We start from the raw sequence: 13,685 nt of genomic DNA, 5'->3' as shown, positions 1-13,685 counted from the left end.
ATTGCTTGATACCTCCAGGGCACTGTGCAGCCCCCTGGCTCAGATGCGCGGGCCGACGTCTGCTTTTACTGCCGTGACCGGGCAGCCAGCTTCCAGGATGACCCGCTGGGCAGTGCTGCCCAGGAAGAGCTTCCCCACCGGGGAGCGCCGCCGGACCCCGATCACCATCAGCTCGACAGCCTCCTCGTAGGAGGCGTCGATCATGCGGTCCGCAGCGTCTTTGCCTTCGCTGGGGCGCAGTGAGGCCTGCACACCCGCTGCCGCTGCCGCGGCGATGGCGGCGCGGATGTCCGACTCCGCCTCGGCGGACACTTCGCCCGCGTCCGGGCCCATGATCTGCAGCGCAGTCCCTCGTAGTGCAGCCTCTTCGATGGCGGCACTGAGGGCCGCACGGCCCTCTTGGCTTGCTACGTAGCCGACTGCGACGCTCATGCCTGCACCGCCGTCAGGACCGAGCCAGTGGCCACGAACTGCCGCAGGTTCGCGAGCGTCAGCTCTGCCATCGCCGCCCTCGTTTCGTGGGTCCCGCTCCCCAGGTGCGGCAGAAGGACCACATTCTCGAGGGCGAGGAGGTCTTCCGGGACCTTCGGCTCCTCCTCGAACACGTCCAGCCCTGCCCCTGCAAGCCGTCCGGCCAGGAGGGCAGCCACGAGGGCGTCCTCATCCACCACAGATCCTCGGGCAACGTTGATCAGGTAGCCGTCGGGCCCGATCGCACCGATGACGTTGGCATCCACGAGTCTGGCCGAACCGGGACCGCCGGCGGCGGCGACAATCAGCACGTCGCAACCGGCGGCAAGTTCGTGCGGGGACGCCTTGTACTCGTAGCTGACTTCGTCCACCGGATTGCGGCTGTGGTAGCTGATTTCGCAGTCGAAACCTTCCAGCCTGCGTGCGATGACCCGTCCGATCCGGCCCAGCCCGAGGATGCCCACCCTTTTGCCGCTGGCTTTGGTGGCCAGCGGGAAGTTGCCTTTGCTGAGCCAGTCCCCGCGGCGGACGAAGCGGTCCGCTGCGCTGACCCGGCGCAGGACGTCCAAGTACAGGGCGATGGCAGTGTCCGCCACGCAGTCATTGAGGACATCGGGAGTGTTGCTGACGATGATGCCGCGCTGGGCAGCCTGGGCGACGTCGGTGGTGTCATAGCCGACACCGAAGTTGATGACCGCGCGAAGGTTTGGGAGCGCGTGCATCAGCTCCGTGCCGACGCCGAACTTTCCGGAAGTCACGGCCACCTCGAAAGACCCGCCGTGCAGCCTCAGGAACTCTTCCTGCTCGGAGGGAAAATCGGGAAGCCGCACGGCGCCGTATTCCCTTGTGATGGGTTCTTGAACGCTTGGCATGAGTGGCCCTACCTGGAGGACAGCGATGTTCTTCATAACTGCACCCTAGGATTCCGATTCATACGCGTCCAACATGTAAATGGCATAGTTCGATTCACGAAGTGAATTGATGGGACCACTTCGGCGGAACGACGCGGATTTCAGGCCAGCGTGGTGCCCATCACACACCCCGAGCGCCTCGCCGGCGCCCCTTCGGGCGCGGCTGGCGACCGCCACGAGCCTTGTGGAGCCTGTGGCCCTCAATTAGCTTGAGTCCAGCGCGGCCCCGAAAGCACCTGTTCTTGATGCCCTGCTCCACTGCTGCAAGAGCACCCCGCTGCCGCAAGTATCCAATCCGGAGGAATCCAATGACGTCTTCTTCAAAGCTCCCCTTTTCCGCTGGCTTGCTTAAGTGGCCAGCCCTTGCATCCGTCGCGGTGCTGGGCCTGAGCGGCTGTTCAGTTGCCAATTCCGACGCCGGCGCGGCTTCATCGAGCACGGTTCGCGTGGTCCTCGCCCAGGAACCGCCCACCCTCGAAGCCTGTGAATCGAACCTGACCTCCACCGGTGTTGTGGTGCGCTCGAACGTCACCGAGCCGCTGATCGAACGCAATCCCCAGAGCGGCGAGCTCGAGCCGAAGCTCGCCACAGAATGGAAAGCCACCACCGATAGGGAATGGACGCTGAAGCTGCGCGAAGGAGTCAAGTTCCAGGACGGCACGCCGTTCAATGCCGAAGCCGCCGCCTTCACCATCGAAAGGGCGGTCAACTCCAAGCTGGGCTGCAACGTAGAGGGCTATGTCTTCGGCGATGCGGATCTCGCCGTGAAGGCCGTAAACGCCACTACCCTCACCGTCACCACACCGGAACCCGACCCCATTCTGCCGCTGCGCCTTTCGTTCCTTGAAGTGGTCCCGACGTCGACCAGCGCCACGGAGAAGGTCCGTGAGCCGATCGGCACCGGCCCCTACAAGATCGAGAAGTGGGATGCCGGCCAGAAGATCACGCTGTCCAGCTGGGACGGCTACTGGGGGGCCAAGCCCGCCTATGCCAAGGCCGAGTACCAGTGGCGTTCCGAAAGTTCGGTGCGGGCGGCCATGATCACCAGCGGCGAAGCTGACGTCGCGATGGGGCTTAGCCCGGACGACAACATCGGTGACCTCGGCGTCGACTACCCGAACAACGAGACAGTGGCCCTGCGGCTCGACGCCAACGAGGAACCGCTCAATGACATCCGCGTCCGCCAGGCCATCAACTTCGCCATCGACAAGGAAGGAATCGTCAACTCGCTCTACCAGGGCAAGCACCAGGTGGCAGCCCAGTTGGTTCCTAAAGGCATCGTGGGGCACAACGACGCACTGAAGGGCTGGCCGTTCGACCTGGACAAGGCGAAGTCCCTTGTTGCCGAAGCAAAGGCCGACGGCGTTGACACGTCCGCCCAGATCTCGCTGGTAGTCCGCAGCGCCCAGTTCCCCAAGATCACTGAACTGGGCCAGGTACTGCAGGAGCAACTGAGCCAGGCCGGCTTGAACGTAAAGCTCAAAATGCTCGAAACCAGCCAGCACCTGACCTACCAGGTCCGCCCCTTCGCAAAAGATGAAGGCGCCGTGGCACTGATGACACAGCACGGAAACCAGGCCGGCGATGCCGCCTTCACTGTGGACCAGTACATGCTGTCCACCGGAGCCCAGAGCTACTTCGGCACCCCCGAGTTCGACGCCATGATCAAGAAGGCGGATGCGGCATCGGGCGACGAACGGAAGAAGGACTTCGAGGAGATCTTTGCCTACCAGAACGACAAGGTTGTCCAGTTCGCCCACATCTCGCACCAGACCGGCATCATCGGCAAGGCCAAGTCCGTGAACTACACGCCCAACTCGTCCAGTGGCGATGAGCTGCGTGTTTCGGAAATGACCCCGGCAAGCTAACCCGGCTCCGGGAGGAAGGACAGCCATGCTGATCTACTTGAGAAAGCGGATTGTCTCCAGCGCATTGCCGTTGATGGTGGTGATCGTCGGTGTGTTCGCGCTGGCCAGGATGACGGGAAATCCTGCCAGTCTGTACCTGCCGCTGAATGCCACGCAACAGATGCGCGATGCCTTCACTGCGCGCAATGGTTTGGACCAGCCGCTGCCGGTGCAGATGGCCGACTACTTCGGCGGTGTGCTCCGACTCGATTTCGGCCAGTCGCTGCGCACGGGGCAGGACGCGGCCGCCATGGCGCTGCGTGCCTTTCCTGCCACCTTGCAGCTTGCCGCGACCACCATGGTGCTGGCCATCCTGCTGGCCCTGGTGGTGGGTTGCTGGGCCGCACTGAAGCCGAACGGCATTGCGGACCGTATCTCAAGTTTCGTCTCGATGGCTGCCGCTTCCATCCCGGATTTCTGGCTGGCAATCGTGGGAATCTGGGTGTTCGCCATCACCTTGGGCTGGCTTCCGACATCAGGCGTGTCGGGAGCCGGTGCCTGGGTGCTGCCCATCGCCACGCTGCTCCTGCGGCCGTTCGGTGTGCTGGTCCAGATAGTCCGCGGCTCCATGGTGTCCGCGCTTTCTGAGCCCTACATCAAACTGGCCCGCAGCCGCGGAGCAGGCGAACTCCGGGTCGTTACGCATCACGCGCTGCGTAATGCGGCCGCCCCCGCGCTGACCGTGGCCGGGGACCTGACGGTGGGCCTGGTCAACGGCGCCGTTGTGGTGGAAACCATTTTCGGCTGGCCGGGCATCGGGAAGCTCATGATCGATTCGATCCTGCAGCGGGACTTCGCTGTCCTGCAAGCAGCCGTCCTGCTCACCGCCGTCGCGATCTTCGCCCTGAATATCCTCATCGACATGGGTTACGCGCTGCTGGACGCACGCGTCCGTCCCGTCACGGTAAAGGCTTAGGAGTAGCCATGAAGAGTTCATTGACTGAAAGTGCGGCTCCGGTGCAGCTGCCGGCGGCACTCCCGGAAGGAAATAGCGACAGTAAGAAGGACAGCAAGCAGGATGGAAAGAAGAAGGACAGCAAGCAGGATGGAAAGCTCAGTCTCTTCCGCCTCCTGCTCAAGGACCGCTTTGCCACCGTCTCGGCACTGGTCCTTATCCTCATCGGCCTGACAGCCCTCATCGGCCCTGCCCTGATGGGCGATCTGGCCACCAAGCAGAACCTGTTGTTCGCCAACAAGGCACCCTTCACCTTCGCGCACGGCTGGGAATACTTCCTCGGCAGCGATTCCCTGGGCCGCAGCATGCTGGCCCGGCTGGTGGTAGCCAGCCGTACCACCTTCTCCGTCGCCTTGCCTGCGGTGGCAGTGGCCCTCATTGTTGGCTCCCTCTGGGGCGTTTGGGCCGGGTACCACCGGGGCTGGCGTGAGAACGTGTCCATGCGCATCGCCGACGTGATCATGAGTTTCCCGTCCCTGCTGCTCGCCGTCGTCGTGCTTTACGTGTTCAGCCCCAGCTCAGCGAACATCGTGCTGATTTTGGCCCTCACCCGCATTCCCATTTACCTGCGGACGGCGCGCGCCGAATCGGCCGAGCTCCAGAGCCGGACGTTTGTGGATGCGGCGCGCACGTTCGGTGCCAAGCCGAATGCGATCATCGTCCGGCACGTCATTCCCGTGGTGCTGCCGACGCTGCTGACGCTGGCTACCCTCGAGTTTTGTTACGTGATGCTGGCCGAGTCCTCGCTGAGCTTCCTCGGCATCGGTATTCAGCCGCCGGATGTCAGTTGGGGCCTGATGGTCTCCCAAGGCCGACAGTATCTGCAGACCGCGTGGTGGCTGTCGATTTTCCCCGGCGTCGCCATCGTGGTCACTACCATCGCGGCCAACGTCCTTGCCGCCTGGCTGCGGATCGCCACCGATCCGGCCCAGCGCTGGCGCCTCGCACTTCCCCGCAAGCGGCTGATCGCCCGCATCCCAGCCAAGGAGATACAGCCGTGAAAACAGCTACCGACCCAGCACCCGCAAAACGCTCGCGCGCCGCAGCCGCAGCAGCAGCCGCAGGCACAGCAACAGGGCAGGCGAAGGCACACGACGTCGTCCTTAAGGTCCGCGACCTTGCGGTGGACATCCGCACGCACCGCGGCACCGTGCGCGCCGTCAACAGTGTGGCCTTCGAAGCCAGGGCCGGAGAAACCCTGGCGCTGCTCGGGGAATCCGGCTGCGGAAAATCCATGACGGCCAAGGCACTGGCCGGGATCATGGACCCCGTCTGCGATCTGGCCGACGGCGAGATCAACCTCAACGGCACCGATCTCGCTGCCCTCACTCCCAAGCAACGGCTCAAGTTTGCCGGGCCCGAGCTGGGCATCGTCTTCCAGGACGCCCTGACTGCCCTGAACCCCGTTTATACGGTGGGCACCCAACTCGGCGAGGCCTTCCGCATCCACCGCGGCCTGAGTGCCAAGGAGGCCCGGGTTGAGGCGATTGATCTGATGAAGCGCGTGGGAATCCCTGAACCGGAGTCCCGGGTCAACTCCTACCCGCACCAGTTCTCCGGTGGCATGCGCCAGCGCATCCTCATCGCCATGGCCGTGGCCCTCAATCCCCGCCTGCTGATCGCCGATGAACCCACCACCGCCCTGGACGTCACGGTCCAGGCGCAAATCATGCAGCTGCTCCGGAAGCTCCGCGAAGAGGGCCAGATGGCTGTCATCCTGATCACCCACGACCTCGCGGTGGTGGCTGAGGAGGCCGATTCCGTGGCTGTAATGTACGCCGGCAACGTGGTGGAGAGCGGGCCGGTCTCCGAAGTCTTCGCCGACCCCCGCCATCCCTACACCAAGGGGTTGCTGGAATCGGTGCCGGTCCACCTGGAGCGCGGCGCACAGCTCAAGTCCATTGCTGGCAGCCCGCCGGAGCTCCACGACATCCCCGCCGGCTGCGTCTACCAATCCCGCTGTCCGCTGGTGCAGGACATCTGCCGGGCCGAGCGGCCCGTGCTCCGTCCGGTCACCCCGGTCACCGGTCCGGTCGGCGGTGCGGGCACCGGACTTGGCGCCGCTGTCACGGGCAGCGCTTTGAACGTCCTTTCCGGCAACGAGCCGCGGCCTGCCCGCGCCGCCGCCTGCCACTTCAGCGAGGAGATCAACAATGTCTGAGCCGCTTCTGACAATTGACTGCCTGACCAAGACGTTCCACGTGGCCAAGAGCGCCAGCGGCAATACGCGGCTCAAGGCCCTGGACGGGATCAGCCTGACCGTTGGCCGCGGTGAAACGCTGGGCCTGGTGGGTGAATCCGGCTGCGGCAAGTCCACCCTGGCCCGGACCCTGATGATGCTGGAAACCCCGGATGAAGGGACTGTCAGCTTTGAAGGGACCAATCCTTTCGGGCTCCGCGGGAAGGAGCTGCTGAGCTGGCGACGGCGGGTGCAGATGGTTTTCCAGGACCCGTTCGCCTCGCTGAATGCCCGGATGAACGCCGGGGACATCATCGCCGAGCCGTGGGCCACCCACCGTGGCCTATACCCCACGTCCAGGGAACGTGAAGCCCGGGTCCGCGAGCTGCTGCACATGGTGGGTCTGCGACCCTCGGATGCACGCAAGTCGCCGCAGGAGTTCTCCGGCGGCCAGCGCCAGCGCATCGGCATAGCCCGGGCACTGGCCCTGAACCCCGATGTCATCATCCTCGATGAGCCGGTCTCGGCCTTGGACCTTTCCGTCCAGGCACAGGTCCTTAATCTGCTCAATGAGCTCCAGCAGGAGCTCGGGGTCTCCTACATCTTCATCTCGCACGACCTGACCGTGGTCCGCCACGTGGCAGACAGGGTCGCGGTGATGTATCTCGGACGGATCATCGAGACGGCAGCCACGGAAGAGGTCTTTGACCATCCACGGCACCCCTACACGGCTGCCCTGATGTCGGCGTCCCCGAAACTCGACGTCAGCGGTGCGAAGCAGGACAGGATTGTCCTCGAAGGTGAGCTTCCCTCTCCGTTGGATCCGCCGTCGGGCTGCCGCTTCCGGACGCGGTGCTGGCAAGCCCAGGACATCTGCAGTGAGGTTGCGCCGGAACCGCAGGTCCTCTCGGCCCTCGGTACGCGGCACGTTGCAGAGTGCCACTTCCCGCTCGATTCCATCAAGGGCCTGAAGGCCACCAGCGCCTCCGTCCCTATCGCGACTGCGCCTGCCACCGCCTCCGCCCCGTGACGGGTGCCGAATACGCCATCATTGCCGGGGTGATCTTCCTGGCCGCGTGCCTGCAGGCATCCAGCGGATTCGGCATGGGCATGCTGGCGGCGCCGGTGATCGCGATGGTGGATCCGGCGCTGCTGCCGGCCACGCTGATCCTCCTCGCGTTTCTGGTCACCGTGATGGTGACGGTGCGGGAGCGGCAAAGCCTGGATTTGCGGGGCGCAGGCTGGGCGCTGGTGGGCCGGGTTCCCGGAAGCTTCCTCGGCGCGTGGCTGGTGGCCGCCCTGTCCAAGGAAGGCCTTGCCTGGATGGTGGTGGCCGTAGTGCTGACCGGACTGGTGCTGGCAGGCCGCGGCTGGGCGCCCCGGCCTGTCCGGGTAAACCTGATCGCGGCAGGCGCGGCGTCCGGCGTCATGGGAACGGCCACGTCGATTGGCGGCCCGCCCATGGCGTTGGTCTGGCAAGGCCACGATGGACCCCGGCTGCGCGCCACCATGAGCGCATTCTTTATGGTGGGTTCGTCGATTTCCATGATGATGCTCTGGATCGCCGGTGCGGTCTCGGCCGAAATGCTGGTGTTGGCGATGTGGATGGTACCGGCGGCTGTGGGCGGCTACGCGGCTTCCCGGTTTGTTAACCGCTTCCTCAACGCGGTGCGCCTCAAGGCCCTGGCCCTGGGAGCGTCGGCGCTGGGTAGCGTCCTGCTGATCGTGCAGCTGGTCCTGGCAGCTAGGTAGCCGGAACCGGCCGCGGCACCAGGTTCAGAAGTTTCCCTCCGCGGGCCAGGCGCCCGATGTTGGCGGCAATGTCCGCTGCCCTGCGTTCAAAAGTCACCCGTGCATGGCCCGAATGGTGCGGCGTCAGTACGGTGTTCTCCAGCGCCGCGAAAGGCAGTTCTGCCGGCGGGACCACACCGTCCGCGGGCGACCCCCACCAGACGTCGAGGCCTGCTCCGGCGATGCGCCGTTCCTTCAGGGCTGCGTAGAGCGCGGCCTGGTCAACCACGGGACCGCGGGCCACGTTAATAAGGAACGCCGAGCGTTTCATGCTGGCCAGTTCAGTGGTCCCGATCATCCCCTCCGTGCCGGGATCCAGCGGCACCGTCACCACAACCACGTCCGACGCGGCCAGAAGCCTGTGGAGCTCGTGGTTTCTTCCGACCCAGTCGAGGCGGACCCCCTCCGGAAGAGGGGCCGAAGGATTGCGCCGGACAGCCCGGACCTTCATGCCCAGCATTCCGCCGACTCGGGCCACCTCGGCGCCGATGGAGCCCAGGCCCACCAGCCCCAGCGTCAGGTCGGCGAGAACGGGATGGAAAGGCACGTCGTCGTCGGTTGCGATGGTGCGCCACTTTCCTTGGCGGACCTCCCGGTCGGCGGCAGCCACATTGCGCGAAAGCATGAGCGTGACCATCAGGACGTGCTCGGCGATGGGCCGTGCGTGGTGGAAGGTGTTGGCCACCTGAGCCGACGGCGCCAGATGGGGCAAAGAAATCTTGTCGTAGCCTGCGCCCGTGACATGCACCAGCCGCACGCGGCCGGCAGCCTCCGCTTCCGCGGGGCCGAGGGAGGAGCAAACCACGACGTCGGCGCCCGCCAGGGCGGTAAGCCGGCGTTCGGGAGTCCATGCCGCAGCCATGTCCCAGTGGTGGGCGCCGCCGTCGGCCCTTAACCGGTCCTCGAAGCGGCTGATGATAGGGTCCGTGACCACGATCTTCAGCGATTGCAGGCCGTCCGAAGCCCGCTCTCCGGCGTTTACCACCGGGGGCTCTGAAGCTCATAGGAGGGTTGGAGCCGCTGCATGTAGCCAGTGTCATCCCGGCTCCTGATCCCGCAGTCCAGGTACTGGCGGTGCAGGCGTTCCAGGGCGTCGCGGTCTACCTCGACCCCCAGGCCCGGGCCGGTGGGGACCTTGACGGCGCCGTCCTTGAACGTGAACACGCCGCCGGCAATGACGTCCTCCGACGGGTCCTTCCACGGCCAGTGGGTGTCGCACGCGTAGTCGAGGTTGGGGGTTGCCGCCGCCAAATGGACCATGGCGGCAAGGCTGATGCCCAGATGGGAATTCGAGTGCATTGACAGCCCCAGGCCGAACGTTTCGGTGATACCGGCCAGGAACTGGGTTCGGCGGAGGCCGCCCCAGAAGTGGTGGTCCGAGAGGATGACATCCACTGCGCCGGCAGCCACGGCGGGCGCCACGTCCGCGAAGCTGACCACGCACATGTTCGTGGCCAGCGGCATTCCCACCTCACGGCGCACGGCCGCCATGCCATCAATGCCGGGCGTGGGGTCCTCGAGGTACTCCAGAACGCCGTGCAATTCCTTGCCCACGCGAATGGAGGTCTCCACCGTCCACGCGCCGTTGGGATCAATGCGGAGCGGCAGGTCGGGGAATTCCGCACGGAGGGCCTGGATGGCCGCGATCTCTTCTTCCGGTGCGAAGACGCCGGCCTTGAGTTTAAGGGCGGTGAAACCGTAGCGGTCCACCATGGTCCGGGCCTGTTTCACGATCCCGGCAGGGTCCAAGGCCGCACCCCAGCCGTCGTCCTCCTGGCCGGGGTGGCCCGCCCACTTGTAGAACAGGTACCCGCTGAACTGCACAGAGTCTCGGACAGCGCCGCCTAGGAGGTCGCTGACCGGCCGGCCGAGGAGTTTGCCCTGGATATCCAAGGCTGCGACGTCGAACGCGGACAGCACGCGGTCAGCTGTGCTCGAGCCGGTCACCATGCCGCTCATGCCGTGGCCGCCCTGGATGTTGTCCTGCTGCAGTGCCTCGGTGATCCGGCTGCGCAGCCGGTTAATGTTGAAAATGTCCGTCCCGGGCAGGGCGGCAGCTGCGAGCTGGAGCCGGGCAATGTGGCCGGCGTCGCCGTAGGTTTCACCGAAGCCAGATACGCCGGCGTCCGTCTGGACCTCCACGATGGCCCGCAGCGCGAACGGTTCGTGGACGCCGACGGTGTTCAGAAGCGGTGGGTCCTTGAAGGCCACCGGGGTGATGAAGACGCCCGTTATCCTGGCCTGGTCGACGTACTGGGCGGGATCGTATGCCTGGTCCACTGCGCTGTGCTCCTTGGGTTGGCTCGGGGTTGATTTGCCTGCTCCGTTCCCCGACCATAAGGGGAGTCATCGATCCACGTCCAAGCTAATTTGCGCACTCAACAATTCAGTAAAGGTATGAATGTTTTCCCTACCCCAGTTAGAAGCGTTCGTGGCCGTCGCTGAAGAGCTTCACTTCGGCGCTGCGGCGGAGCGGCTCAACATGACGCAGCCGCCGTTGAGCCGCCAGATACAGATGCTGGAGAAGAAGCTGGGAGCCCAGCTCTTCGGCCGCACCAGCAGGAAGGTGGAGTTGACCGCCGCCGGCGCCACCCTGCTTCCGCGGGCACGGCAGATCCTGGATATGTGCATCAAGACGGACCTGGATGTCCGCCGGGTCTCGTCCGGCGAAGCGGGCGCCATCACTGTGGGGTACACGGCCATAGCCGGGCAGAGCGCGCTGCCGCTGATGCTGCGGCGCGCCGCGGAGGGAATGCCGGGGGTGTCCTTTGTACTCCGGGAACTGGTCTCAACGGACCAGATGGACGGGCTGGTGAAGGGCAGCGTGGACATCGGCCTGCTGCGGCCCATCGTGGCCCGGCCGGGCGTAGTGTCCCGGCCGCTCATGCAGGATCGTCTGGTGGTGGCGCTGCCCGAGGGCAGTTCGTTGCTGGGCAACATGGCGGCGCCGCAGGGGGAGTCGCTGCCACTCGGGTCCCTGGACAGGCTTCCGTTGCTGATGTACTCCACCAAGGAGGCCCGTTATTTCCATGACCTGGTGCTCCGGCTGTTCGCCAGCGCCGGCGCCCACGCCAACATCACCCAGTACGCCAGCCAGGTTCCCGCTCTCCTGGCCTTCGTCCAAGCCGGGCTTGGTGTGACACTTGTCCCCGCCTCGGCAATGGCTTTCGCCCCCACAGGAGTGGAATTCCATGAGATCGACGGACGGCACGGCATTCAGGAGCTGAACCGGGTGGACTTGGAGCTGGCATGGAACGAAGAAACAGCCAACCCCGCGGTCCTTCGGCTTCTGAAGCTGATCGAGACGTTCTGACCGGCCCGGCTGGCGCCTGGCGGGTCCTGATCGGCCCGTCCTGACTGGTACGCCCTGACCGGGTACGCCCCTGACCGGCAGGCCGGAACTACTGGCGTCCCGCCCGGAGCCGTCGCCGTGAGTTAGCGAGGTGGCTGCGCATGGCAGCCGACGACGACGATTCGTCACCATCTGCGATGGCGGCATAGATGGATCCGTGCTCGTGAACCACCTGCTCGAAGTGGTCCCGGGCGTAGTGCTCGGTTCCGGTCATCAGCCGTGTCCGGGGCATGGCGATCATGGTCTGCCCGAGGGAGGCCAAGCAGTCGGAGTAGAACGGGTTGCCTGAGGCTGCGGCGATGGCTCGGTGGAACTCGTAGTCCGCCTTCATGGCGTGCGCCGGGTGCTCCACACCGGCCGTGAATTCCTCGAGCGCGTTCAACATTGCCTTGAGTTGGCGGTCGGTGCGGTTCCTGGCGGCGAGGGCGGCGGCCTCGGATTCGACGCCGATTCGGAACTCCAGCAGGTGAATCCGGTCTTCCATGGTGACCACGGCCCTGGTGCCGTTTGCCGCCGTCGGGCCGTCCGGGGGCGGGGTCAGCGCGAAGCTGCCCCGCCCGCGTTCGGTCTCCACGAGTCCCTCCGCCTGAAGGCGGGTAAGAGCGGCCCGGACCACGGTGCGGCTCACGCCAAACTCGCCGATCAGCGTGTTTTCGCTCGGTAGCTTGTCCCCGGGCTGGATGTCGCCGTCGACTATGCGGTTGCGAAGATCGGCGGCGAGGTCCGCGGTCAGGTTCCGGCTCATGGCTTCAAGATTACGCGCCGAACTCCACTGTCTCGGTGGTCCAGGCGCGGGCCTGGTCACTAAGGCTCACGCCGAGGCCGGGGCGGTCTGGGACGATCATGCGGCCGTTCTTGGTTTCGAGGCGCTCGTTGAACAGCGGGTCCAGCCAGTCGAAGTGCTCCACCCACGGCTCGCGCGGGTAGGCGGCGGCGAGGTGCAGGTGGATCTCCATGGCGAAGTGCGGTGCCAAGCCCAGACCGCGTTCGTCCGCGAGGGCGGCGAGGCGGAGGAACTGGGTGATGCCGCCGACGCGGGGAGCGTCGGGCTGGATGATGTCGCAGCCGTTGGCGTTGATGAGGCCCTTGTGTTCGGCTACCGAGGCCAGCATCTCGCCGGTGGCGATGGGCGTGTCCAGGACGGCGGTGAGGTGGGCGTGGCCCTCGAAGTCGTATGCGTCCAGCGGTTCTTCGATCCACACGAGGTTGAATTCCTCGAGCTGGCGGCCCATGCGCAGCGCGGTGGCGCGGTCCCACTGCTGGTTGGCGTCCACCATGAGGGGAACGTCCCAGCCGATGTATTCGCGGATCCCGGCGACGCGGCGCAGGTCCTCCTTGCTGTCCGGGAGTCCGACCTTGATCTTGATGCCGCCGATGCCTTCGTGGATGGACTGGGTGGCACGTGCCTTGACCTCGTCCAAGGTCGCGTTGAGGAAGCCGCCTGAGGTGTTGTAGGTCTGCACGGAGTCACGGTACGAGCCCAGGAGTTTGGCCAAGGGCAGGCCGGCACGCTTGGCCTTGAGATCGTAGAGGGCGATGTCGATGGCGGCCAAGGCCTGGGTGGCTACGCCGGAGCGGCCAACGGATGCCCCGGCCCAGAGGAGTTTGGTGTAGATCTTGCCGATGTCGTTGGGGTCCTCGCCGATGATGCCTTCGGCAACTTCTTTGGCGTGGGCGTACTGGGCAGGCCCGCCGGCACGCTTGGAGTAGCTGAAGCCAATTCCGCTGTGGCCCTGTTCGGTGGTGATCTCGGCGAAGAGGAAGACTACCTCGGTCATGGGTTTCTGACGGCCGGTGAAGACCTTGGCGTCGCTGATCGGAACGGCCAGCGGGAGCCTCGCAGTGGAAAGTTTGACGTGCCGGATCAGGTCGACGGTGCTCATGGGTTCTCCTTGGAAGCGGAAGGGGGCAACATCGCCCTCAGGTCTTATGCTACAAGCCGCGAACTTGTATTACAAGTTCCTCACGATGGGACCGACCATTGGAGGTGCCGAAGCCGAAGAGTTCGCATGCCATGACCGCCGGGTGGGTGGTCGTTTTATGTTCGGTGGTGGTGGTTGCGTCGGGGTTTTTGGGTGGGGTCGATGTGGGGTGGGGGGATGAACCAGGGGATGCCGGT

Annotated in this window: 13 protein-coding genes; 7 read left to right on the top strand and 6 right to left on the bottom strand. The window is 65.3% G+C overall.

Annotated features, from left to right (window positions below):
- Nucleotides 1-39 precede the first annotated feature (39 nt).
- Complete coding sequence (locus tag AC1DDG_RS12815; protein WP_476876342.1) at nucleotides 40-432, bottom strand: universal stress protein; 393 nt, start codon at nucleotides 430-432, stop codon at nucleotides 40-42.
- Entirely contained in the window at nucleotides 429-1,379 is a 951-nt protein-coding gene (locus tag AC1DDG_RS12810) for a 2-hydroxyacid dehydrogenase (RefSeq protein WP_476876341.1), read from the bottom strand. The genes AC1DDG_RS12815 and AC1DDG_RS12810 overlap by 4 nt, the downstream gene beginning before the upstream one ends.
- A gap of 311 nt (nucleotides 1,380-1,690) precedes the next feature.
- Between AC1DDG_RS12810 and AC1DDG_RS12805 the strand changes: the two genes are divergently transcribed.
- Genes AC1DDG_RS12805 through AC1DDG_RS12780 form a run of 6 tightly spaced genes read left to right on the top strand, consistent with a single transcriptional unit; the run spans nucleotide 1,691 to nucleotide 8,175 of the window.
- Nucleotides 1,691-3,250, top strand: coding sequence for an ABC transporter substrate-binding protein (locus tag AC1DDG_RS12805; RefSeq protein WP_476876340.1), 1,560 nt, complete (start codon nucleotides 1,691-1,693; stop codon nucleotides 3,248-3,250).
- Nucleotides 3,251-3,275: 25 nt separating this feature from the next.
- Nucleotides 3,276-4,205: an ABC transporter permease gene (locus AC1DDG_RS12800; protein ID WP_476876339.1), complete on the top strand. Its 930-nt coding sequence runs from the start codon at nucleotides 3,276-3,278 to the stop codon at nucleotides 4,203-4,205.
- Between the two features lie 8 nt (nucleotides 4,206-4,213).
- Nucleotides 4,214-5,245, top strand: coding sequence for an ABC transporter permease (locus tag AC1DDG_RS12795; protein ID WP_476876338.1), 1,032 nt, complete (start codon nucleotides 4,214-4,216; stop codon nucleotides 5,243-5,245).
- The gene (locus AC1DDG_RS12790) at nucleotides 5,242-6,405 is read left to right on the top strand and encodes an ABC transporter ATP-binding protein (RefSeq protein ID WP_476876337.1); all 1,164 of its coding nucleotides are present in this window, start codon (nucleotides 5,242-5,244) and stop codon (nucleotides 6,403-6,405) included. The genes AC1DDG_RS12795 and AC1DDG_RS12790 overlap by 4 nt, the downstream gene beginning before the upstream one ends.
- On the top strand, nucleotides 6,398-7,453 hold the full coding sequence (locus AC1DDG_RS12785; RefSeq protein WP_476876336.1) for an ABC transporter ATP-binding protein: 1,056 nt from the start codon (nucleotides 6,398-6,400) through the stop codon (nucleotides 7,451-7,453). Before AC1DDG_RS12790 ends, AC1DDG_RS12785 begins: the two co-directional genes overlap by 8 nt.
- Nucleotides 7,450-8,175 (top strand): sulfite exporter TauE/SafE family protein, encoded by a 726-nt coding sequence (locus AC1DDG_RS12780; RefSeq protein ID WP_476876335.1) that lies wholly within the window; start codon nucleotides 7,450-7,452, stop codon nucleotides 8,173-8,175. Before AC1DDG_RS12785 ends, AC1DDG_RS12780 begins: the two co-directional genes overlap by 4 nt.
- On the opposite strand, the gene AC1DDG_RS12775 is transcribed toward AC1DDG_RS12780, so the two are convergent.
- Together AC1DDG_RS12775 and AC1DDG_RS12770 are read right to left on the bottom strand one after the other, a co-directional pair.
- Nucleotides 8,168-9,199, bottom strand: a complete 1,032-nt coding sequence (locus AC1DDG_RS12775) for a 2-hydroxyacid dehydrogenase (RefSeq protein ID WP_476876334.1) — start codon at nucleotides 9,197-9,199, stop codon at nucleotides 8,168-8,170. The two genes, AC1DDG_RS12780 and AC1DDG_RS12775, sit on opposite strands and share 8 nt — an antisense overlap.
- The gene (locus tag AC1DDG_RS12770) at nucleotides 9,193-10,494 is read right to left on the bottom strand and encodes a glucarate dehydratase family protein (RefSeq protein ID WP_476876333.1); all 1,302 of its coding nucleotides are present in this window, start codon (nucleotides 10,492-10,494) and stop codon (nucleotides 9,193-9,195) included. The genes AC1DDG_RS12775 and AC1DDG_RS12770 overlap by 7 nt, the downstream gene beginning before the upstream one ends.
- Before the next feature lie 121 nt (nucleotides 10,495-10,615).
- Here AC1DDG_RS12770 and AC1DDG_RS12765 point away from each other — a divergent pair, with 121 nt between their 5' ends.
- Nucleotides 10,616-11,527, top strand: a complete 912-nt coding sequence (locus tag AC1DDG_RS12765; protein WP_230120406.1) for a LysR family transcriptional regulator — start codon at nucleotides 10,616-10,618, stop codon at nucleotides 11,525-11,527.
- Nucleotides 11,528-11,615: 88 nt separating this feature from the next.
- Here AC1DDG_RS12765 and AC1DDG_RS12760 read toward each other — a convergent pair whose 3' ends face one another.
- Together AC1DDG_RS12760 and AC1DDG_RS12755 are read right to left on the bottom strand one after the other, a co-directional pair.
- The gene (locus AC1DDG_RS12760) at nucleotides 11,616-12,311 is read right to left on the bottom strand and encodes a FadR/GntR family transcriptional regulator (protein WP_476876332.1); all 696 of its coding nucleotides are present in this window, start codon (nucleotides 12,309-12,311) and stop codon (nucleotides 11,616-11,618) included.
- Between the two features lie 10 nt (nucleotides 12,312-12,321).
- Entirely contained in the window at nucleotides 12,322-13,449 is a 1,128-nt protein-coding gene (locus tag AC1DDG_RS12755; RefSeq protein WP_476876331.1) for an L-talarate/galactarate dehydratase, read from the bottom strand.
- Nucleotides 13,450-13,685 lie beyond the last annotated feature (236 nt).

It is taken from the genome of Arthrobacter sp. 10L430 (genome assembly GCF_056395245.1).
Note: the sequence above shows the minus strand (reverse complement) of the source record. Positions and strands in the feature narration are given on the sequence as shown.